Annotated in this window: 15 protein-coding genes; 9 read left to right on the top strand and 6 right to left on the bottom strand. The window is 71.4% G+C overall.

Annotated elements, in window-relative coordinates:
* Positions 1–117 precede the first annotated feature (117 nt).
* Both BLR99_RS17335 and BLR99_RS17340 read right to left on the bottom strand, forming a co-directional pair.
* Positions 118–735, bottom strand: a complete 618-nt coding sequence (locus BLR99_RS17335) for a FlgO family outer membrane protein (RefSeq protein ID WP_011795129.1) — start codon at positions 733–735, stop codon at positions 118–120.
* The gene (locus tag BLR99_RS17340) at positions 732–1496 is read right to left on the bottom strand and encodes a hypothetical protein (RefSeq protein ID WP_011795128.1); all 765 of its coding nucleotides are present in this window, start codon (positions 1494–1496) and stop codon (positions 732–734) included. The genes BLR99_RS17335 and BLR99_RS17340 overlap by 4 nt, the downstream gene beginning before the upstream one ends.
* 189 nt (positions 1497–1685) lie before the next feature.
* Between BLR99_RS17340 and BLR99_RS17345 the strand changes: the two genes are divergently transcribed.
* Entirely contained in the window at positions 1686–2990 is a 1305-nt protein-coding gene (locus tag BLR99_RS17345; RefSeq protein ID WP_011795127.1) for an AI-2E family transporter, read from the top strand.
* A gap of 553 nt (positions 2991–3543) precedes the next feature.
* Here BLR99_RS17345 and yccS read toward each other — a convergent pair.
* Together yccS and ppc are read right to left on the bottom strand one after the other, a co-directional pair.
* Positions 3544–5751: a YccS family putative transporter gene (gene yccS, locus BLR99_RS17350; protein WP_233427240.1), complete on the bottom strand. Its 2208-nt coding sequence runs from the start codon at positions 5749–5751 to the stop codon at positions 3544–3546.
* A 79-nt stretch (positions 5752–5830) separates the two neighbouring features.
* Complete coding sequence (gene ppc / locus BLR99_RS17355) at positions 5831–8686, bottom strand: phosphoenolpyruvate carboxylase (RefSeq protein WP_011795125.1); 2856 nt, start codon at positions 8684–8686, stop codon at positions 5831–5833.
* Positions 8687–8796: 110 nt separating this feature from the next.
* Here ppc and hemC point away from each other — a divergent pair, with 110 nt between their 5' ends.
* Genes hemC through BLR99_RS17375 form a run of 4 tightly spaced genes read left to right on the top strand, consistent with a single transcriptional unit; the run spans position 8797 to position 13007 of the window.
* Positions 8797–9753, top strand: coding sequence for a hydroxymethylbilane synthase (gene hemC / locus BLR99_RS17360; protein WP_011795124.1), 957 nt, complete (start codon positions 8797–8799; stop codon positions 9751–9753).
* Between the two features lie 34 nt (positions 9754–9787).
* Positions 9788–10627, top strand: a complete 840-nt coding sequence (locus BLR99_RS17365; RefSeq protein WP_011795123.1) for a uroporphyrinogen-III synthase — start codon at positions 9788–9790, stop codon at positions 10625–10627.
* Positions 10624–11706: a uroporphyrinogen-III C-methyltransferase gene (locus BLR99_RS17370; protein WP_011795122.1), complete on the top strand. Its 1083-nt coding sequence runs from the start codon at positions 10624–10626 to the stop codon at positions 11704–11706. Before BLR99_RS17365 ends, BLR99_RS17370 begins: the two co-directional genes overlap by 4 nt.
* Positions 11707–11729: 23 nt before the next feature.
* Positions 11730–13007, top strand: coding sequence for a heme biosynthesis protein HemY (locus tag BLR99_RS17375; RefSeq protein ID WP_011795121.1), 1278 nt, complete (start codon positions 11730–11732; stop codon positions 13005–13007).
* A 53-nt stretch (positions 13008–13060) separates the two neighbouring features.
* On the opposite strand, the gene BLR99_RS17380 is transcribed toward BLR99_RS17375, so the two are convergent.
* On the bottom strand, positions 13061–14710 hold the full coding sequence (locus BLR99_RS17380; protein ID WP_233424438.1) for an ABC-F family ATP-binding cassette domain-containing protein: 1650 nt from the start codon (positions 14708–14710) through the stop codon (positions 13061–13063).
* 329 nt (positions 14711–15039) lie between these two features.
* Here BLR99_RS17380 and BLR99_RS17385 point away from each other — a divergent pair, with 329 nt between their 5' ends.
* Positions 15040–15669, top strand: a complete 630-nt coding sequence (locus BLR99_RS17385; RefSeq protein WP_011795119.1) for a VOC family protein — start codon at positions 15040–15042, stop codon at positions 15667–15669.
* Positions 15670–15740: 71 nt separating this feature from the next.
* Here BLR99_RS17385 and BLR99_RS17390 read toward each other — a convergent pair whose 3' ends face one another.
* Entirely contained in the window at positions 15741–17588 is a 1848-nt protein-coding gene (locus tag BLR99_RS17390) for a M48 family metallopeptidase (protein ID WP_011795118.1), read from the bottom strand.
* 248 nt (positions 17589–17836) lie between these two features.
* Here BLR99_RS17390 and BLR99_RS17395 point away from each other — a divergent pair, with 248 nt between their 5' ends.
* From BLR99_RS17395 to BLR99_RS17405, 3 genes are all read left to right on the top strand, one after another.
* On the top strand, positions 17837–20722 hold the full coding sequence (locus BLR99_RS17395; RefSeq protein ID WP_041827934.1) for a valine--tRNA ligase: 2886 nt from the start codon (positions 17837–17839) through the stop codon (positions 20720–20722).
* A gap of 136 nt (positions 20723–20858) precedes the next feature.
* The gene (galU, locus tag BLR99_RS17400; RefSeq protein WP_017438452.1) at positions 20859–21746 is read left to right on the top strand and encodes a UTP--glucose-1-phosphate uridylyltransferase GalU; all 888 of its coding nucleotides are present in this window, start codon (positions 20859–20861) and stop codon (positions 21744–21746) included.
* Positions 21747–21951: 205 nt separating this feature from the next.
* Positions 21952–22181: leucine zipper domain-containing protein (locus BLR99_RS17405; protein WP_139160171.1), on the top strand; the 230-nt coding region annotated here is incomplete at its 3' end.

Raw genomic sequence — 22181 nt, forward strand, 5'->3', positions numbered from 1 at the left:
CGGCCCGGCGGCTGTCCGCCCGCCGGCACGGTACGCATTTCCGGGACCCATGCCCCGGCACATTTTTCCAAACGCGAGTTCCCCTTGTCCCGGCCTTGTGCCGGGATTTTTTTTGGATCACCGCATGGACAGCAGGATACGCACGTTGTCGTCCACCGGCACCACGTAGTCGTGGGCCGCCAGCACGGCATTGCCCTCGGGCCCCACCAGCTTCAGGCTCACGAACACCGATTGCGCCGTGGCGGCATAGGTGCCCACGACCACGGCCTGCGCGGCCTGCGCACGGCTCACGTCCCGCACCTCGCGCGACAGCAGCAGTTCGCCCTGCCCGGGCACCATCGCGAGGTTCTGCCGCATTTTCAGCTCGGTCACCCGCACGCCGCGCTGCACCATTCGCCCGGCGATCTGCTCGGAAAAAAGGCGCCCCAGGCGCGACGCCTCGCCCAGCCGGTCGATGTGCACCAGCGTGGCCACCAGCACGGGCTGGCGCGGATCCAGCTGCGGCACCTGCCGCAGCAGCGCATCGGCCGCGGCCTGGTTGGCCTCCAGCAGCGACTCCGCCGGCGAGCCGATGCCCAGCGCGCCCATCACGCCGCTGCCGCCGGCGGACGGCGCGGCGGCACCATAGTAGTAGCGGGCGCAGCCCGGCAGGCAGGCCGCGGCGGCCACCGCCACGCCCATGCGCAGCCAGGCGCGCCGCGGCGCCTGCCGCAGGATGGAATCTGCGTTCTTCATGGCGCCACCACTTGCCAGGTCCTGACCGCTGCCGGCGCGGAGCCGGCAGCCGCCGGGTACCCCTGCGGCGCGGGAGGCAGGGGCAGATACACGGCCGCGTCGGCCTGGTCGATGAAATAGACGTCGCTCGTGCGGGCCAGGTAGCGGCCTTCGCTCTCCAGCGAGGTGGTGACGAGGATCTCGGTGCGTGCCGGCACGCGCGCCAGGCCCTGCGGCGTGGAACGTGCGGCCGCGGGCACCGCCACCGGCTGCGCCGCCAGCAGGTAGTCGCCGTTTTCCATGGAGGCGTCCCGCGCCACGCGCACGCCATCGCCGAGCAGCACCGGCCGCCCACCTTCGCCGGGCGGCGCCACGTGCTGCACGAGCTGGACGTCCACGGCGAGCCGCACGCCGGAAGGCTGCGTGGACAGCGCCAGGCCGCGCTCGACCAGATGGGTGATCAGCAGCGTCCGGAATCCGGCGACGAAGCCGGGCACGTCCGGGCCGTCGGCCGCCGCCGGCACCACGTAGATCGGATGCGCCCCCGCGGGCCATTCGCGCAGCTTCACGGCCGTGCGCGCCGCGACATCGGCGGCCAGCACGTCCCAGTGGTGCACGGCCCGCGCCGTCTTCTGCGTGGACGGGGCATGCACCACGGGCTGCGGCAGGTCCGGAGGCGCCGCGCAGCCGGCCAGCCCGGCAGTGCACAACAGCACGGCTGCCAGCGCCGGACCGCTCCGGCGGGCGTTCGAAAACGGCGGAAATTCCGCAACGGGGGTCATGCGCTCGCACCTTTCCTCGGAATGCATGGCTGGATGCTAACGGCCGCGCGCCCGGCGAATGGGCGGAACAACGGCGCTTTCCCTGCCCAGTCTGGCGCCTGCGTCCATCGCGCCGACCGCGCCCCGCCGATGCCATGGCCGGGTGCCCGCCTACGCCCGCACGGGCTCCGGCCGCGCCACAATCCGCGCATGCAGCTTTCCGCCCCCGCCCCGGACTCCCCGCCCGACGCCACCGCCATGCGTGCCTCCGCGCCGCCGCCCGCGGGCGACCCGCCCGCCGAACCACCGCCCGCCGGGGATCCACCGCCGGCCTCGCCGCCGGCAGGCGACCCGCCCGCGCCGGCCCCCGGCCCGGCGGAGCCTCCGCCGCCACCGGCAGGCGCCTCGCCACCGCCCCCCTTCGTGCTGCACATGCCCGTGGATGTGCGCAACCTGTCGCTCGCCCTGCTGGCGCTCTTCGCCGCCGTGGCCCTCCTGCACTGGGCCAGCGCCGTCTTCATTCCATTGATGTTGAGCCTGCTGCTCACCATCGCGCTGCAGCCCATCGTGACGGCGCTGCGGCGCTGGTACATCCCGCGCTGGCTCAGTGCCGGCGTTCTGCTGCTGGGCATCGTCGGCGGCCTCGGCGGCACGGCCTGGTCGCTCTCCGACGGCGCGGCCGAACTGGTGGACTCGCTGCCCGTGGCCGCGCGCAAGGTACGGGATGCCATGCGGACGAACATGCGCGGGCCGAGCCCGCTCGACACCATGCAGAAGGCCGCCAGCCAGATCGAGCAGGCCGCCACCGAAAGCATCCCGCCCCAGACGCGGCGCGGCGTGCAGCGCGTGGTGATCGAGCGCGCGCCCTTCAACATCCGCGATTACGTATGGACCGGCACCGTGGGCCTGGTATCGGCCGCGGGCCAGCTCACCGTGGTGGTCTTCCTCACCTTCTTCTCGCTGGCCTCGGGCAACCTCTTCCGCCGCAAGCTGGTGCGCATCGCGGGCCAGAGCCTCGAGCGCCGCAAGATCACCATGGAAGTGCTCGACGACATCACCGGACAGATCCAGCGCTACCTGCTCGTGCAGGTGGCCACCAGCGTCCTGGTGGGCATCGGCACCGGCGTGGCCTATGCCCTGCTCGGGCTGGAGAACGCGGCCGTCTGGGGCGTGGTGGCCGGCGTGCTCAACCTCGCTCCCTACGTCGGCTCCATCGTCGTGACGGGCGCCTCCGCCCTCGTCGCCTTCCTGCAGTTCGGCACCGTGGACATGGCCCTGGCCATCGGCGGCGCATCCCTGCTCATCCACACCATCGTAGGCAACCTGCTCACCCCCTGGCTCACCAGCCGCACCAGCCGCATGAGCCCCGTCGCGGTGTTCGTCAGCGTGCTGGCCTGGGGATGGCTGTGGGGGTTGTGGGGAGTGTTGCTGGGGATTCCGGTGATGATGGTGGTGAAGGCTGTCTGCGATCGGGTGGAGGATCTGAGGCCTATCGGGGAGTTGTTGGGGGATTGAGGGTTTTTGTTTTGAGGGCGGGGGCCGGGTCTCGGCCCGGCGGCCGAGTCACTTTCTTTCGCTTCGCCGAAAGAAAGTAACCAAAGAACGGGGTCGCATCCAGCAGGGATGGGGAGCACTCGGGCCTTCGCGTTGCTCGGCCTCCAGGCCATCGCAGCGCTCGGCAAAAAGCCCCAGCGCTCCGCCCCGAGAAAAACGGTGCGCGGTGCGCAGCACTCGCGCACCAAGGGCCGAGCGAAGCAATGGCCCGTATGCTCCACCCCGCCCTCGTGGCTGCGCCGAGGAGCGCAGGGCGCGGGGCGGGCAGGCGTGCCGCAGGACACGCCTGCTTCGTGATCTGGCTCGCCGTGGTTGTCCGAGCGCAGCGCGCCAGCGCGAAGCGAGTTCCACGGCGCCGCCCCGCGACCGAGCACCGCAGGCTGCCCCCTTCGCCCCTGCGGGGCGAAGGGGGACGCAGACACCAGGGCTCGCCTTTTCTTTGCCTACTTTCTTTTGGCGAAGCAAAAGAAAGTAGGTGCGCCGCCGGGCGCACATCCCGGCCCCGGGAAAAAAATCACCCCAACAACTCCCGCACAGCCCCCTCGATCGCCCCCATCTGCCCACACACCAGCGCCAGCTGCGTCAGCAGGATGCGCAACGTCTCCGCCGGCACTTCCCCCGCACCACCATCCCCCCGCAGCGCCATGGCATCCGCCGCCTGTTCCAGCGCGGCCGCCAGCGCCTCCAGCCGCGCCACCGCATGCGCCCCGGCCTCCTGGGCCAGGTCCGCGGCAGGGCCCGCAGGCCCCGCCCGGTGCGCGCCCAGGGCGGAGAGATAGCTCAGCAAGGTGTGCGAGGCCACCAGCATGCGCATGCCGGCCAGCGAATGCGATCGCACGTGGCGCGGCTCCTGCAGCAGGTGCGAGAGGGTCGTGGAGAACGCCGCATCCGCGTTGTGCGCGTTGCGCCGCGCGAGCCGGTAGTCCAGGTCGTCGGACTTGCCGGTGGCGTACTGCGAGAGGATCTCGCGCAGGTAATGGGCATGCGCGGCCAGGGCCTGGGCCGCCACGGCCGCCAGGCGGCGTCCCTGCCAGTCCGGCAGCACCCACAGCATCGCCACCGCGGCGATGGCACTGCCGATCATGGTGTCCAGCAGGCGCGGCAGGATCAGCCCGTTCGCCGCGCCGGTGGCCTGGTTGAAGCACATGAGCACCAGCAGCGTGATGGCGGCCGTGGCCGTCAGGTAATGCGTGGTGCGGGTGACGAAGAACAGCACCCCCGCGGCCACCGCGAAGAGCGCCTGCAGCGGCAGGCTCGGGAACAGGCGCAGCAGCGCCCAGCCCACGACCAGGCCGACGGCCGTGCCGGCGATGCGCTGCGCCACGCGCGCCAGCGTCGCGCCGTACGTGGGCTGGCACACGAACAGCGTGGCCAGCGGGATCCAGTAGCCATGCACGGGATCGATCAGTTGCATCACGCCGTGGCCCGCCGCCAGCGCCAGGGACAGCCGCACCGCGTGCCGGAAGAGTGGCGAGCCGCGGTGCAGTTGCACCCGCACGCGGCCCCAGGCGTCGGCCAGCGAGCGCGGGGAGCGGTCCAGCAGGCTGCTGTCCCCCGCCCGCTCCCCGCCGTCGGGATGGGTCGCGGCATCGAGTTGCGCGTCCAGCGTGCCGAGATTGCGCGCCAGCGCGCGCAGGCTGCGCAGGGGGCGCTGCCATTCGGCCCGGCCCTGGGCTTCCAGGTAGGCGATCGCGTCGCGCAGATCGGCCATGGCCCGCGCCACCGCCCCGTCCCGCTCGAAGGGCTGGTGCATCTGCAGCGCCTGGGCGATGCGCGCGCATTCCACGCCCTGCAGCTGCAGCACGCGCTGGCAGCGGTAGAGCACGTCGCTGTGGAACAGCACGTCCGCCCATTCGTTGTAATGGTGGTGCGAGGAACTGGCGCGCTCGTGGATGTCCTGCGCGATGAAGTAGAGATTCAGGTGCCTCAGCATCCGCCCCGTGGGCAGGGCACGCGCGCCGGCGCCCCAGCGGCTGAAGATGCTTTCCTTGGTGGCATTGAGGGCCGCCACCAGGCGGCCGTTCGTCTGCGCCAGCGCCAGGCGCCGCCGCTCCACGTCCACGCCGCGCACCGGCTCGAACAGGCTGGCCTTGAGCCGCAGGTAGGCGCCCAGCTGGTCGTAGAGCCCCGCCAGGTTCTGCCGCACGCGCTGGTGCGGGAACGCCGCGCACCACACCAGCGACAGCAGCGCATACCACGCCGCGCCGGACAGCAGCAGCAGCGGTACATGCCAGGGGCCGCCGGCCGGCACGTGCCCGGCCACCGTCCCCGGAGACGCGCTGATGGCCGCGTAGAGCGCCAGGATCACGGTCGCCGACGCGATGGCCCGGTAGCGCTCGCCGATGGCGCCCAGCATCGTGAAGCCGAAGGTGGAACATGCCAGGCCCGCCACGAACCAGGCCGGATGCGGCAGCAGCAATTGCACCGAGAACGCCGCGAGCGCGAAGCACGCGAGCATGACCCACACCGCGCGCAGGCGCCCGCGCCAGCTGTCGTCGGTTTCTGCCAGCGCGCTGGCGATGATGCCCAGGAAGAGCGGCGTCACCAGCGCCACCTGGTCGCGCCACCAGCACAGCGCCATCGCGCCGCTCAGCGCGATGAAAACGCGCAGGCTGTAAACGAAGGCGTCCTGCGCCCACAGCCGGCGCAGCCAGCCGGCACGCCCGCGCTCCGCCGCCTGGCCGGCCGCCGCCATCGTGGTTGTCGTTGTTCTCGGTTCCATTCACGCTGCCTTCGCCGGTGTCCGTGCACGGCGCCATCGCGCGCCGGCACCATCGCGAGCAAGAAGCAGGCCCGCGCCCTCAGCCGGTATTGCGCAGACCCGCCGCTATGCCGTTGATGCAGATGTGGATACCGGTCTGCACGCGCTCGCTGCCCTCGCCCGCGCGCCAGCGCCGCACCAGTTCCACCTGCAGGTGGTGCAGCGGATCGATGTAGGGGAAACGGTGGCGGATCGAGCGCGCCAGGGCCGTGTTGTGGGCCAGCCGCTGCCGGTCGCCGGTGATGCGCGCCAGCGCATCCACCGTGCGCTGCCATTCGGCCTCGATGGCACCGAACACCTTGCGCCGCAGGCGCGCGTCCGCCACCAGTTCGCTGTAGCGCGACGCCAGGGCCAGATCGCTCTTGGCCAGCACCATGTCCATGTTGGACAGCAGCGTGCGGAAGAACGGCCACTGCCGGTACATCTTCTGCAGCAGCGCCATGCGGGCCTTGGGATCCTCGCCCGCGGCCTTCACGAAGGCCTCCACGGCCGATCCGAAGCCGTACCAGCCCGGCAGCGTGAGCCGGCACTGGCCCCAGCTGAACCCCCAGGGGATGGCGCGCAGGTCCTCGATCTTCTGGCTCGGCTTGCGCGAGGCCGGGCGCGAGCCGATGTTGAGCTCGGCGATCTCCCGGATCGGCGTGGAGTTGAAGAAATAGTCGGCGAAGCCCGGCGTCTCGTACACCAGCGCGCGGTAGGCCGCCATGCTCGCCTGCGAGAGTTCGGCCGCGGCCTCGTGGAAGGCCTTGGTGGCAGGCTTGGTGGGCTGCAGCAGCGTGGCCTCCAGCGTGGCCGCCACCAGCGTCTCCAGGTTGCGCCGGCCGATCTCCGGGTTGGCATATTTGGAGGCGATCACCTCGCCCTGCTCGGTCAGGCGGATCTGCCCGCGCACCGTGCCGGGCGGCTGCGCCAGGATGGCCTGGTAGCTCGGGCCGCCGCCGCGCCCCACCGTGCCGCCGCGGCCGTGGAAGAGCCGCAGGCGGATGCGGTGCCGCGCCTCCAGCGCGTCGAACAGCTCCACCAGCGCGATCTCGGCGCGGTACAGCTCCCAGTTGCTGGTGAAGATGCCGCCGTCCTTGTTGCTGTCCGAGTAGCCCAGCATGATGTCCTGCTCGGCCCCGCCGCGCTGCACCATCGCCGCGAAGCCCGGCACCTCGTAGAGCGCGCGCATGATGGGCTGGGCGTTGCGCAGGTCGCCGATGGTCTCGAAGAGCGGCACCACGATCAGGTCGGCGCGGGCATCGGCCCCGTCCAGCGTGCCGTGCATCAGGCCCACTTCCTTCTGCAGCAGCAGCACTTCCAGCAGGTCGCTCACCGTCTCGGTGTGGCTGATGATGTAGTGCCGGATGGCCTGGGCGCCGTAGCGGTCGCGCATGCGCCGCGCCGTCTCGAAGATGGCGATCTCGCCGCGCGTGTGCTCCGAGTATTCCGCGCCCACCACGCGCAGCGGCCGGGCGTCGCACAGCAGGCGCACCAGCAGGGCCTGGCGCGCATCTTCCGGCAGGGCCGCGTAATCAGCCTCGATCCGGGCCGTGGCCAGCAGCTCCGCCACCACGCGCTCGTGCTGGTCGGAGCTCTGCCGCAGGTCCACCGTGGCCAGGTGGAAGCCGAACACCTCCACGGCCCGCACCAGCGGATGCAGCCGCTGCGCCGCCAGCGGCGCCCCGCGGTGCGACCGCAGCGAGGCCTCGATGACGCGCAGGTCCGCCAGGAACTCCGAAGCGTCGCCGTACGGGTTCTGGGGCGCCACGGCATGGCGCGCCGCCTCGCCGCCCGTCAATTCGCGCAGCGTCGCCGCCAGCCGCGCATAGATGCCGGTGAGCGCGCGGCGGTAGGGCTCGTCCTGGCGGTGCTCGCTGGTGTCGGGCGAGCGTTCGGCCAACTGTTGCATCTCCGGAGAGACCTGCACGAGCCGGGCCGACAGCGACAGCTCGCCGCCCAGGTAGTGCACCTCGGTCAGGTAGTGGCGCAGCGCCACCTCGGCCTGGCGGCGCAGTGCGAGCGCCAGCGTGTCGGCGCTCACGTTGGGATTGCCGTCGCGGTCGCCGCCGATCCACTGGCCCATGCGCAGGAAGCTCGCCACCGGCTGGCTGCCCAGCGCCCGCTCCAGGTCCTCGTACAGGCGCGGGATCTCGCGCAGGAAGGTCGATTCGTAATAGGAGAGCGCGTTCTCGATCTCGTCGGCCACCGTGAGCTTCGAATAGCGCAGCAACCGGGTCTGCCACAGTTGCGCGACGCGGGCGCGCAGCCGCGCCTCGTTGGCCGCCAGCTCGCGCGGCGTGAGCGCATCGCGCGCGGACTTGTAGAACAGCCCCCGCGCCTGGATCTCGTCGCGCTCGGCCAGCAGTTCGGCGATGTCGCGCTCCGCGTCCAGGATGCTCTTGCGCTGCACCTCCGTCGGGTGCGCGGTCAGCACCGGCGACACGTAGCTGCGTGCCAGCGTCTGCGCCACGGCGCGCGGCGCGATGCCCGCCCAGCGCAGCCGGGCCAGGGCCACCTCGATGCTGCCTTCCTGCGTGCTGCCGGCGCGCTCGTGCACGGTGCGGCGGCGGATGTGGTGCCGGTCCTCGGCGAGGTTCGCCAGGTGGCTGAAATACGTGAAGGCGCGGATCACGCTCACCGTCTGGTCGCCCGACAGGCCCTTGAGCAGCTTCTTGAGCGCCTTGTCCGCCTCCTGGTCCGCATCGCGGCGGAACGCCACCGACAGCTTGCGCACCTGTTCCACGAGGTCGTAGGCGGCCACGCCCTCCTGCTCGCGGATCACGTCGCCCAGGATGCGCCCGAGCAGGCGGATGTCCTGGATCAGCGGCTGGTCCTTGTCGGCGCGGCGTCCGGGCGACGGCGAGGCCTGGGGTTCGGGCGCGGTGTCGGTCTTGCGGGAAGGCGTCGCATTCATGCAGAAGGTCTCCTGGGGCGCGCGCACGACGGGCAGGTGCTGCGGCGCAGCATGCTAGCATCCCCGCCAGGCCTGCCGAGCCTTCCGCCCGCCCGGCCTGGAACACCGCGATGCATCCCTCTCCCCCCCCCACGACCTCCGCCGCCTCCGGCCTTCCTCCCATCGTCATCGCCACGCGCGAAAGCCGCCTCGCGCTCTGGCAGGCCGAGCACGTGCAGGCCCTGCTGCGCGCGCGCGGCCACGCCGTCGAACTGCTCGGCATGACCACCCAGGGCGACCGGATCCTCGACCGCACCCTGTCCAAGGTGGGCGGCAAGGGCCTCTTCGTGAAGGAACTGGAAGTCGCCCTGGAGGAAGGCCGCGCCCACGTGGCCGTGCATTCGCTCAAGGACGTGCCCATGGAGCTGCCCGAGGGCTTCGAGCTGGCCTGCGTGATGGAGCGCGAGGATCCGCGCGACGCGTTCGTCTCGCCCCGCCATGCCTGCCTCGCCGACCTCCCCCAGGGCGCCGTGGTGGGCACCTCCAGCCTGCGCCGGCAGGTGCTGCTGCAGGCGCTGCGCCCCGACCTCGTCATCCAGCCGCTGCGCGGCAACCTCGACACCCGCCTGCGCAAGCTCGACGAAGGCCAGTACGACGCCATCGTGCTGGCGGCCGCGGGCCTCAAGCGCCTGGGCCTGGAAGGCCGCATCCGCGCCCTGTTCGAGCCCGACGAAATGCTGCCGGCCGCCGGCCAGGGCGCGCTGGGCCTGGAGGTGCGATCCGAACGCCATGACCTGCTGCAGGCGGTGGCACCGCTCGCCCACCAGGCCACCTGGCTCTGCGTGGCCGCCGAGCGCGCCGTGAGCCGCGCCCTGGGCGGCAGCTGCTCCGTGCCGCTGGCGGCCCATGGCCGCTGGACGGACGCCGGCACGCTGCGCCTGGACGGTGCCTGGGGCGACCCCGAAGGCATCCGCCCCCTGGTGCGGGTGCAGATATCCGCGCCGGTCGCCTCCCTGCCCGAAGCCGAAGCGCTCGGCTCCGCCGTCGCGGCGCGGCTGCGCGCGGACGGCGCGCAGATCCCGGCCTGACCGCCGCGTCCGCACACCGAGCCCCATCCACCCCGTGCACCGCGCCCCCCCGCCTGCGGCCCCGCGCCGCGCCATCGTCACCCGCCCGGAGCGCGACGCCACGCAGTGGGTCGTGCACCTGCATGCGCGCGGCATCGATGCCGTCGCCCTGCCCCTCATCGCCATCCGCGGATGCGCCCGTCCCGAGGCCCGCGCGGCACTGCAGGCAGCGCGCGAGGCGTGGCCCCGCTGGCGCGCGGTCATGTTCGTGAGCAGCAACGCGGCCCACTATTTCTTCGATCCGCCAGGAACGGGCGCCGCGCTGTTCGCCGGCGACCCGGCCGCGCTGCCGCGGATCTGGGCGCCGGGCCCCGGCACCGCCCAGGCGCTGCGGCAGGCCGGCGTGCCCGCAGAAGCCATCGACCGGCCCGCGCCCGACGCCACGCAGTTCGACTCCGAAGCCCTCTGGGCACAGGTGGCGCCGCAGGTGCGGCACGGCGGCCGCATCCTCATCGTGCGCGGCGCGCAGGCCGACGGCGACGGCTCGGACACCGTGGCGGGCACCGGCCGCGATTGGCTCGCGCAGCAGATCGCCGCGGCCGGCGGGCAGGCCGAATTCGTCGCGGCCTACGAACGCGGCGCCCCCGACCTCGGCGCGGAGCAGTTGGCCCTCGCCCGCGCCGCGGCCACGGACGGCTCGCTGTGGCTCTTCAGCAGTTCCGAGGCGGTGGCGCATCTGGGCGCAGCGCTGCCCGGACAGGACTGGTCCGGCGCGCGCGCGCTCGCCACCCATCCCCGCATCGCGCAGGCCGCGCAGGACGCCGGATTCGGGGCCGTGCGCCAGTGCCGCCCGGCCCTGAACGACGTGGTCGCATCGATAGAATCCCACCCATGAGTTCCGAGCCCACCCACGCACCTTCCGCGCCTCCCGCAGGCCCGGCGCCCCAGGCCTCCGGCGTGCAGCGCGCCGTGCTGACGCTGCTCGGCGTCGTGGCCGTCGCAGGCCTCGCGACCAGCGTCATGCTGTGGCAGCGCCTCGGCAGCATCCAGGAACAGCTCGCGCGCCAGTCGGCCGATGCCGGCGCGCAGTCCATCGAGGCCCGCACCCTCGCCAACCAGGCGCTGGACATGGCGCGCGACGTCTCGGCGCGCATCGCCGTGAACGAAACCCGCGTGAGCGAAGTCGCCCTGCAACGCAGCCAGCTCGAGGAACTCATGCAGAGCCTCTCGCGCTCGCGCGACGAGAACCTGGTGGTGGACATCGAATCCGCGCTGCGCCTCGCGCAGCAGCAGGCCCAGCTCACCGGCAGCCTGGAGCCCGTCATGGCCGCGCTCAAGAGCGCCAGCCAGCGCATCGAGCGGGCCGCGCAGCCGCGCCTGGCCCCCGTGGCGCGCGCCATCGGCCGCGACCTCGACCGCGTGGGCTCGGCGCAGGTCACCGACACGGCCGGCCTGCTGGCCCGCCTGGACGACCTCATGCGCCAGGTGGACGAACTGCCCCTGCAGAACGCCGTGGCCCAGGCCGCGGCCACGCGGCGCATGAATGCCGCCGCCCGCCCGTCCGAGGGCCCGGCCGCGCCCGGAGCCGACGGCGCCCTGCCCTGGTGGCAAGCCGCGCTGCAGCGCGGCTGGGAAGTCGTGCGCGACGAGGCCCGCCAGCTGCTGCGCGTCACCCGCATCGACCGCCCGGAAGCCATCCTCATCGCCCCCGATCAGGCCTTCTTCCTGCGCGAGAACCTCAAGCTCCAGCTGATGAACGCCCGCCTCGCGCTGCTGGCGCGCCAGTACGAATCGGCGCGCGCAGACCTCTCCGCCGCCAACAACGCCCTGGGCCGGTACTTCGATCCCGCATCGCGCCGCACGCAGACAGCGGCCACGGTGCTGCAGCAGGCGCAGGTCCACCTCAAGGGCGCCGCCCTGCCCACGCTGGACGAAACCTTCGCCGCGCTGGCCACCGCCGCCGCCGGCCGCTGACCCGCGCAGGAGACCACCCACCCATGCGCGCAGCACTCTGGTTCCTGGTACTTTTCGGCACGGCCGTGGCCGCCGCCCTGTTCGCGGGCAACAACCAGGGCACCGTGACCCTGTTCTGGCCACCCTACCGCGTGGACCTGTCGCTCAACTTCGTGCTGCTGCTGTTCTTCGGCGGCTTCGCGATCCTCTATGCCGCGCTGCGTGCCCTGTCGGCGCTGCTCGAACTGCCGGGCCAGGCACGGCGCTGGCGCGTGCAGCAGAAGGAGCGCTCCATGCACGCTGCCCTGCTCGACGCGCTCTCGCAGCTGCTGGCCGGGCGCTTCCTGCGCTCGCGCAAGGCCGCCATGGCCGCCCTCGCCCAGGAAAACGCCCTGGAAGCCGCCGGGGAAGCCGTGCCGCACGGGCGCCAGCTGCGCACGCTGGCCCACCTGGTCGCCGCCGAAAGCTCCCACGCCCTGCAGGACCGCGCCACCCGCGAGGCGCACCTGCGCAACGCCCTGGACAACATCCCGGCACGCGCCCCCGTGAGCGAGCTGGAGCTGCGCGAAGGCGCCCAGCTGCGCGCCGCCCGCTGGTCGCTCGACGAACGTGACGCGGCCACCGCGCTGGAGCACCTCGCCGCCCTGCCGCAGGGCGCGGCCCGGCGCACGCTGGCCCTGCGGGCGCGCCTCAAGGCCACGCGCCTTTCGCACCAGACCCAGGAGGCGCTGGAAACCGCCCGCCTGCTCGGCAAGCACCGCGCCTTCTCGCCCGCCGCGGCGCAGAGCATCGTGCGCGGGCTCGCCATCGAACTGCTCAACGGCGCGCACGACCCCGCCCAGCTGCAGCAGACCTGGATGTCGTTCGAGGCGGCAGAGCGCGCCATGCCCGAACTGGCCATCCATGCCGCGCAGCGCCTCACCGCCCTGGGCGGCGACCACGGGCAGGTGCGCACCTGGCTGCTGCCCGCCTGGGAGCGGATGGTGGACGCGGCCAACCCGCTGCCCGACGCGCATGCGCTCAAGCTCGTGCGCGTGCTGGAAAGCAACCTCGACGCGCTCGACGCGGCCTGGCTGGCGCGCATCGAATCCGCCCAGCAGGCCAATCCGCGCGACGCGCGCCTGCAGTACCTGTCCGGCATGGCCTGCCTGCGCCGCCAGCTCTGGGGCAAGGCACAGCAGCTGTTCACCCAGGCCGCCCAGCAGCTCGACGAAGGTCCGCTGCGCTGCCGCGCCTGGCGCCACCTCGCCGAGCTCGCGGAGCAGCGCGGCGACACGGAAGCCGCCGCCACGGCCTGGAAGCACGCCGCGCTCGCATCCTGAGCCGCGGGCCTGGCGGGCGCTCCAGAAGGCGCCCGGGGGCCGCCTCGCCCCGCTCAGCCCGCCGGCTCCAGCACGCCGTCGAGGTTCCAGCGCCCGTCCTCCCAGCTCCAGGCCACCTGCGGCGCCAGCGCCTGCAGGAAATGCCGGTCGTGCGACACCACCACCATCGCCCCGGTGAACGACGACAGTGCCTCCTGCAGCGCCTGCACCGCGCGGGCATCCAGGTGATTGGAGGGCTCGTCCAACAGCAGCAGCTGCGCGGGCGCGCCACCCCACAGCGCACGGGCCAGCGCCGCCCGCACGCGCTCGCCGCCGCTGAGGCTGCCGGAAGGGCGCTGCACACGGTCCGCGTCCAGGCCGAGCTGCGCCAGGCGCGTGCGCAGTTCCGCCGTGGGCAGCGGCGACTCCGCCAGCGCGAGCACTTCCATCACGCTGCGCTCCGGCGGCAGCAGCGCCCGGGCATCCTGGTCCAGCCAGACCGAACGCACTTGGCAGACAACGCGGCCGGCTACGGGCACCAGGTGCCCCGCCAGCATGCGCAGCAGGCTGCTCTTGCCGCAGCCATTGGGCCCGGTCACGGCGATGCGTACCGGGCCGCTCCAGAGCCCGTCGAGCGGCGTCTTCGGCCCGAACGGCGGCACCGCCCCCTCCAGCCGCAGCACCGGCTTGCCCGGCGGAATGGCGCTGGCAGGCAGCGGCAGCGCCACGGCCGCCTCCGGCCCCACCCTGGCGAACGCTTCGCGCACGCTCTCCTCGATCCGTTCACGCACCTGCTGCCGGCGCACGCCCTCCCGTCCGGCGTGCGCTTCGGCCTGGTCCTTCATGCGGTCCAGTACCAGGGGCGACTGGTTGGCGTCCCGGCGTGATGCACTTCCGCGCGCGGTGCGCCGGGCCTGGGCCTGCTGCTGGCGGCGCAGTTCGCGCAACGCCCCATCGCGCTGCGCACGCGCTTGCCGCAACGCTTCGTGCGCGGCCTGGGTTTCGGCAGCCTTCCGTGCCGCATACGCGCTCCAGCCGCCGCCGTACAGGCGCAAGCCGCGTGGTGACAGCTCCGCGATGCGGTCCGCGCCCTCCAGCAGCGCCCGGTCGTGGCTCGCCACCAGCACGGCGCGCGGTCCGCCACGCCCGCCATCCAGCGCCTGCCGCAGCCAGCGCCGTGCCTCGCCATCCAGGTGGTTGGTGGGCTCGTCCAGCAGCAGCACCTCGGCCTGCGAAAAAAAGGTGCCGGCCAGCGCCACTCGCGCACGCTCTCCGCCGCTGAGGCGGCTCGCATCGGCATCGCCCGGCAGGTGGCCGAGGCCGGCCCCCTCCAGTGCCTGCCGCCAGCGGGCCGGCCAGTCCCAGCGGCCGTCCGCCAGAAGCAGGTCCTCGGCGCTGCCCAGGCCGCACTCCAGCCGCCGCAATGCCTCCAGCTCGCGGTCGAGGCCTGCCAGGGCGGCCAGGGTCGCGCCCGGCGGATGCTGGCCCACGGCCCGCAATGTCCCCGTGCACAGCACATTGCCGGAAGACGGCTGCAACACGCCGGCCGCGATCGACAGCAGCACGCTCTTGCCCACGCCGTTGTCGCCCACCAGGCCGGTGACGCCGGGCGGCAGGCTCAACGTCGGCGGCTCGGCCCACAGCGGCTCGCCGCCGGGAGGACACCACTGCACCTGGCGCAACTGAAGCCTCGAGGCCGTCCCCTCCGCGCCATGGGAGGACAAGGTCTGATCGGAAAAGGAAGAGGCAGCGCGCGGCGCGCTGCGGGAAGAAGGCGGACGGTTGTCCGCGTTGAAGGTCGCCATGCCGGGCACTCCAAGCCATCGAGATCGGCCACCCGCAACAAAAAGGGGTGGAACGGATGGGTGGGGGGCTCACAGGCGCATCGGCGGATACCTCGGCAGGAAAGCGAAAGGGATGGAGAAAAGATGACAGACGGCCGCGAAGGCCTCTGCCAATGACTATACGTCCGCTCCAGGGTCTTGCGCAAGTTGCTCTATATGAAACTGATTACGAATAGTACAATCAGTCCATTCGCTACCAGGAGACAGCCATGAGCGCACTGCCCCGCCCCGATCCGGCCACCCTGCCCCCGCCCGCCGCCGTGCAGCAACTGCACCACTACGCCTACCGCGCGCGCGACGCGGAAGAAACGCGGCACTTCTACGAAGACATCCTCGGCCTGCCGCTCTACCACATCATCCAGAGCGACTACGTGCCCAGCACCGGCGAATACTGCCCCTACACGCACTTCTTCTTCCGCCTGCGGGACGGCTCCTTCATCGCCTTCTTCGACCTGGGCGACGACGTGAAGCCCGAGCCCTCGCCCAACACCCCGCAGTGGGTCAACCACGTCGCCTTCCGCGTCGATACCGTCGAGGAACTCGAAAACACCAAGGCCCGCCTGCAGGCGCACGGCATCGAGGTGCTCGGCGTGACCGATCACCACATCTTCAAGAGCATCTATTTCTTCGACCCCAACGGCATCCGGCTCGAACTGGCCGCCCAGCTGGCCGACGAGGAGCACATGGCCAAGGACAGCAAGGTGGCCCACCAGCGCCTCGCCGAATGGACGGCCCGCAAGGAGCAGTGGCGCCGCGAGCGCGCCGAAGGCAGGTCGGCAGCCCCGCTCAAGCCCCAGTCCAACGACCGGCCGGAGTACGTGCCGGGCACCTCGGCCTGAGGCAGGCACGCGGGCAGGCCAGTCGGTCTGCAGTCCGGCCCGCGCGGGGCCGTGGCGGGACGCAGCCGAACTCAGCCTTCGGCCTGGTGCATGCGCATCACCTGGTGGCGCTGCCAGTAGGCATTCACCACGGCCTTGAACCGGTCCTTCTCGGACCGCATGCCCGCCAGCGCGATATTCGTCGTGCGGTGCCGCAGCAGGCGCCTTTCCGGGTGGGTGACCACCAGCGCGTTCGTGAACGCGCTCTCGCTGAACTGCAGCGCCTTCACGGCATCCCAGGGCACGTGCTGGTCGCCCCGCGTGGCCCGGATGCCGTCGATGCTCACCTCCACCATCTGGCCACCCTTGACCTCGAACGACTGCGGGGGAAAGTACTGCAGCACGATCGCCCGTTCCGCATCGTTCGCGGGCTCATAGCGGTAGGCCAGGCTGCGTTCGTGGTTTTCCGCGAAAGCCGCCTCGTACTCCGACCACAGCCGCGACTCGATCGCCTCCGCCGTGAGGATCTCCTGCGCCCAGGTGGAGGCCGGCGCGCGCCGCACGATGGCGCCATAGTCGGCTTCGGCCAGCGACACCCCCACGCGCCCGATGCGTTCGGGCGTGGGCGGATGCGAATCGAACGGATGCGGCACGTGGGCCGAGCGCATGGCCTCGGCGAAACCGGGCGACTCCGCATAGGGCCCGAGCCCCTGCGCGATGAAGCCCGCGATGCCGAGCGCCTGGCCGTGGCGCTGGTCCCGGCCGAACAGGTCTTCCTCGATGCGGTGCCGGTACTGCGCGTAGGCGGCGATCTTCACGAGCGACCGGGCGATGCCCTCGGGCGACACCGCGTCCGCGGCCGTGCGGTCGGCGCGGAATTCGCGCTCGCGGCTGTCCCGCGCGAGGGCGATCCCGAAGATCGTGCGATAGAGGGTGAGCAGCGGCGACGCCAGCGCCGACAGGCCGCCCCCGCGCACCGCGTTCAGGTAGTGGTCGAACTGCACCAGCTTGGGGCCCAGGCGGGCACTGCTGCGCGTATCGCCACCGCCCAGGTGGGCCAGTTCGTGCGCCAGCACCGCATCGGCCTCGTGCTGGTCCAGCACCCGCAGCAGCGGAAGGCTGACGAACAGCGTTCGGCCCGTGAGCTCGCGCCCCTGCACGGTCAGCGGCGCCTCGGTCACGAAGAAGTTGGCGTCTATGCCCGCCACGATGTGGCGCGGGGGCTCCGTGCCCAGGCGCGCGGCCAGGGCGCGCACCCGCTGCCAGAGCTGCGGCGCATCGGCTTGGGCGATGGTCTCGCCCGTCACCGCGTTGTCCCGCGGCAGCCTGCGGAAGATCGCCGCCACGGCCAGGACCACGGCCACGGCCATGCCCAGCGCCACCACCACGATGAGCTTGGGCGAGTACCGGTGGAAGAAGAACGCAGGCACCCAGAACGCGAGCCACGTCAGCATGGCGCCCTGCACGACCAGCGAAACCGCGCTCGCCCAGGTGGTGAGCCGCCACCCCGCCACGAAGCTCGCATACTGCAGCGGCCGGTTCACGAACGCCAGCGCCCCCAGCCCGAGCACCGCGATCAGCAGCGCGGCGCCGCCCAGCAGCGTCGCGGCCGACAGCCGGTGGGCCAGATCGAACTGCCAGGCGGGCGAGAAACGGCCGCACAGGCCCTCGCGCACCGCGGCGACGCGCGGATGCGCGTCATGGCAGGCGCCGGAAGGCGGATGGCTGCGGAAGAACGTGCGCTGGGCCTCCTTCTCGGCCGCGGGCATCGACACCTCGGCATCGATGCGGCGCTCGATGTCCGCCAGGAACCGGGCATCTTCCGCGCCCTGCACGTGCCGCGCGAACAGCATCGTCGCGGCGGGAACCAGAAAGAGGGAAACCAGGGTGAGCAAGGCCACTTTCAGGAGGCCCTTGCGGAATTCGGAAGATGCGTTCATCGGCACTGCGCTTTGTTGGAATGGTTTTCATCACCGGCGCGGCCGGCCCCCTCCGGGCGGCCCGCGGTGGCGGAGCCGAGAATTATTCGCAGCCGGCCCGGCGCGGTCCACCACCGGCACGTAACAAAACAAGACACCGCCCGCGGCGCGGCCCCCCGGAGCCGGGCCCGTAGAATCCCCTGTTCAGCCCATTTCCCACGCGACAGCGCCTCTTTCCAGAGGCGCCGCACCTGCCCGTTTCCATGCCCATGAGCTCGCCCCTGCACCAGCCCGGCCTTGAAAGCCTGTCCAAGTCCTTCGAACCCTCCGCCCTGGAAGCCCACTGGGGCCCCGAGTGGGAGCGCCGGGGCTACGGCGCGGCGGGCTACCGCGGCACCGGGGCGCCGGATGACGGCGCCGCTGCGCGCGGCGAGAACTTCGCCATCCAGCTGCCGCCACCCAACGTGACCGGCACGCTGCACATGGGCCATGCGTTCAACCAGACCATCATGGACAGCCTCGCGCGCTACCACCGCATGCGGGGCCACAACACGCTGTGGGTGCCGGGCACCGACCACGCCGGCATCGCCACGCAGATCGTGGTGGAGCGCCAGCTCCAGGAACAGGGCGCGAGCCGCCACGACCTGGGCCGCGAAGCCTTCACCCGCAAGGTCTGGGAATGGAAGGAAAAGAGCGGCAACACCATCACCACGCAGATGCGCCGCCTGGGCGACAGCGTGGACTGGAGCCGCGAATACTTCACCATGGACGACAAGCTCTCGAAGGTCGTCACCGACACCTTCGTGCGCCTCTACGAACAGGGACTGATCTACCGCGGCAAGCGCCTCGTGAACTGGGATCCGGTGCTGCAGTCCGCCGTGTCCGACCTGGAAGTGGAGAGCGAAGAGAAGGACGGCTCGCTCTGGCACATCGCCTACCCCCTCACGGATGGTTCCGGCAGCCTCACCGTGGCCACCACGCGGCCCGAGACCATGCTGGGCGACGTGGCCGTGATGGTCCACCCCGAGGACGAACGCTACACGGCCCTGGTCGGCAAGACCGTGACGCTGCCCCTGGTGGGCCGCGAGATCCCCATCATCGCCGACGCCTACGTGGACAAGGAATTCGGCACCGGCGTCGTCAAGGTCACGCCCGCGCACGACCCCAACGACTACCAGGTGGGCCAGCGCCACGGCCTTCCCATGATCGTGGTGCTGACCCTGCAGGCCACCATCAACGAGAACGCCCCGGAGAAATACCGCGGCATGGACCGCTTCGTGGCCCGCAAGGCCATCGTGGCCGACCTGGAAGCTGCCGGAGCCCTGGTCGAGACCAAGAAGCACAAGCTCATGGTCCCCATCTGCACCCGCACCGGCCAGGTGGTCGAGCCCATGCTGACCGACCAGTGGTTCGTCGCCATGAGCGAGGTGGGCAAGGGCGACCCGACGGGCAAGTCGATCGCGCAGAAGGCCATCGATGCCGTGGCCTCCGGCCAGGTGCAGTTCGTGCCCGAGAACTGGGTCAACACCTACAACCAGTGGATGAACAACATCCAGGACTGGTGCATCAGCCGCCAGCTCTGGTGGGGCCACCAGATCCCCGCCTGGTACGACGAGGCCGGCAAGGTCTATGTGGCCCGCAGCGAGGCCGACGCCCAGGCCCAGGCCGGCGCGGGCGCGAAGCTCACGCGCGACGCCGACGTGCTGGACACCTGGTACTCCTCCGCGCTAGTGCCCTTCTCGTCGCTCGGCTGGCCCGAAGCGCTGGATGACGCATCGCCCACCAAGGACTACGACCTCTACCTGCCCTCCTCCGTGCTGGTCACGGGCTACGACATCATCTTCTTCTGGGTCGCCCGGATGATCATGATGAGCACCCACTTCACGGGCCGCGTGCCGTTCAGGCACGTGTACATGCACGGCCTCGTGCGCGACGCCCAGGGCAAGAAGATGTCCAAGTCCGAGGGCAACGTGCTCGACCCGGTGGACCTGATCGACGGCATCGCGCTCGAGCCCCTGCTGGAAAAGCGCACCACCGGCCTGCGCCGCCCCGAGACCGCGCCCCAGGTGCGCAAGAACACGCAGAAGGAATTCCCCGAAGGCATTCCCGCCTACGGCGCCGACGCGCTGCGCTTCACCTTCGCCGCGCTCGCCAGCCTGGGCCGCAGCATCAACTTCGACAGCAAGCGCTGCGAGGGCTACCGCAATTTCTGCAACAAGCTCTGGAACGCCAGCCGCTTCGTGCTGATGAACTGCGAAGGCCACGACTGCGGCCTTTCGGACCACACCCAGGCCGACTGCGACGGCGGCTACCTGCAGTTCAGCCAGCCCGACCGCTGGATCGTCTCCGCCCTGCAGAAGGTGGAGGCGGAGGTCGCCAAAGGCTTCGAGGACTACCGTCTCGACCACGTTGCCCAGGCCATCTACGAATTCGTCTGGAACGAGTTCTGCGACTGGTACCTGGAAATCGCCAAGGTGCAGATCCAGACCGGCAGCGAAGCGCAGCAGCGCGCCACGCGCCGCACGCTGATCCGCACGCTGGAAACCATCCTGCGCCTCGCGCACCCGCTGATCCCGTTCATCACCGAAGAGCTCTGGCAGAAGGTCGCCCCGGTGGCCGGCCGCGAGGGCGCGTCGGTCAGTGTCGCGCCTTATCCGCAGGCCCAGCCCGAGCGCATCGACGAGGCCGCCATCGCCCATGTCGGCCGCCTCAAGGCCCTGGTCGATGCCTGCCGCACGCTGCGCGGCGAAATGAACGTCTCCCCCGCCACCCGGCTGCCGCTCTACGCCGTCGGCGACGCCGATTTCATGCGCGCGGCAGCCCCTGCCCTGCAGGCCCTGGCCAAGCTCAGCGAAGTCAAGGTGTTCGACGACGAAGCCACCTGGGCCGCCGCCGCGCAGGCGGCACCCGTGGCGGTGGTCGGCGAGGCCCGCCTGTGCCTGCACATGGAAATCGACGTGGCCGCCGAGAAGGCCCGCCTCGCCAAGGAGATCGGCCGCATCGAGGGCGAGATCGCCAAGGCGCGCGGCAAGCTCGCGAACGAGGCCTTCGTCGCCAAGGCACCGCCGGCCGTCATCGAGCAGGAGCACAAGCGCGTCGCGGACTTCGGCGCCACGCTCGAGCGCCTGCGCGACCAGTTGACGCGGCTGGGGTGAGCCAGGGACAGCACGCTGCTGCGCTCTGCGCTTGCAGCCTTCGCGGGTGTAACCAGGTGCAGTTTCAGTTGAAGGCCTACGGTGGCGCCCCCACCCTCCTTCGACAATGATCCAACTTCCAACCGAGGAATCTTCAATGAGCGACAACTCCGCGATCCGCAAAGCCGTCTTCCCCGTGGCCGGCCTGGGCACCCGCTTCCTGCCCGCCACGAAGGCATCCCCCAAGGAGATGCTGCCGGTGGTGGACAAGCCGCTGATCCAGTACGCCGTCGAAGAGGCCTACGCGGCCGGCATCCGCCACATGATCTTCGTCACCGGCCGCAGCAAGCGCGCCATCGAGGACCATTTCGACACCGCCTACGAACTCGAGAACGAGCTGGAAGCGGCCGGCAAGAAGGACCTGCTGCAGCTCGTGCGCTCGGTCGCGCCCAACGACATGGACTGCGCCTTCGTGCGCCAGCCGCGTTCCCTGGGCCTCGGCCATGCCGTGCTCTGCGCCGAGCCGCTCGTGGGCCGCGAACCCTTCGCCGTGCTGCTCGCCGACGACCTGATGGTGGGACCGCCCGGCGGCCAGCCCGTCATGGCCCAGATGGCGGCCGCCTTCCGCAAGCAGGGCCGCTCGCTGCTGGCCGTGCAGGAAGTGCCGCAGGACCAGGTCCGCCGCTACGGCATCGTGGCCGGCGAACCCGCGGGCGGCCCGCTGATCCGCATCGACCGCATCGTCGAGAAGCCGGCCCCCGAAGAAGCGCCCTCGCGCATGGGCGTGGCCGGCCGCTACATCCTCACGCCCGGCGTGTTCGACGAAATCCGCAACCAGCCCCAGGGCGTGGGCGGCGAGATCCAGCTCACCGACGCGATCGCCCGCCTCATGGCCCGCGAAGCCGTCTATGCCTTCCGCTACGAAGGCAAGCGCTACGACTGCGGCAGCAAGGAAGGCTTCCTGGAAGCCACCGTGGAACTGGCCCTGCAGCATCCCCAGGTGGGCGCTGCCTTCCGCGAATACCTCAAGACCGTGGAAATCTGATCTGCATATTCGGCAAGCACTCGCTCCCATCGAAAAAAGGCGCTCCCGGGGAGCGCCTTTTTGCTGGCCTCGCCCCGCCCGCGAAGCATGGCAGCATGCCTGTACGGCCCGGAGCCTAGCTGTGATGTCTCAATAGGTTGTTCATCCAGGCCCGACCTGGGAAGCTGTGGTTACCAGGCCCCAGCAACTCAGGACAGGACACCGGATGAACAGTCATAAGCATGCGCGATTGACCCGCGCAGGTCGAGCCCTTCTGGTCGACAGAGTGCTCCAGCAGAACTGGACGATGCGCCAAGCCAGCGAAGCCGCAGGCGTGAGCCTGCGCACCGGCTACAAGTGGATGGCCCGCTTTCGCAACGAAGGCCCCGATGGCTTGCTCGACCGCAGCTCCCGCCCGCACCGCAGCCCCCAGGCCTGCCCACCCGAGCAGGTCCA

The sequence above is a fragment of the Paracidovorax citrulli genome, from assembly GCF_900100305.1.
Lineage (GTDB): Bacteria > Pseudomonadota > Gammaproteobacteria > Burkholderiales > Burkholderiaceae_C > Paracidovorax > Paracidovorax citrulli.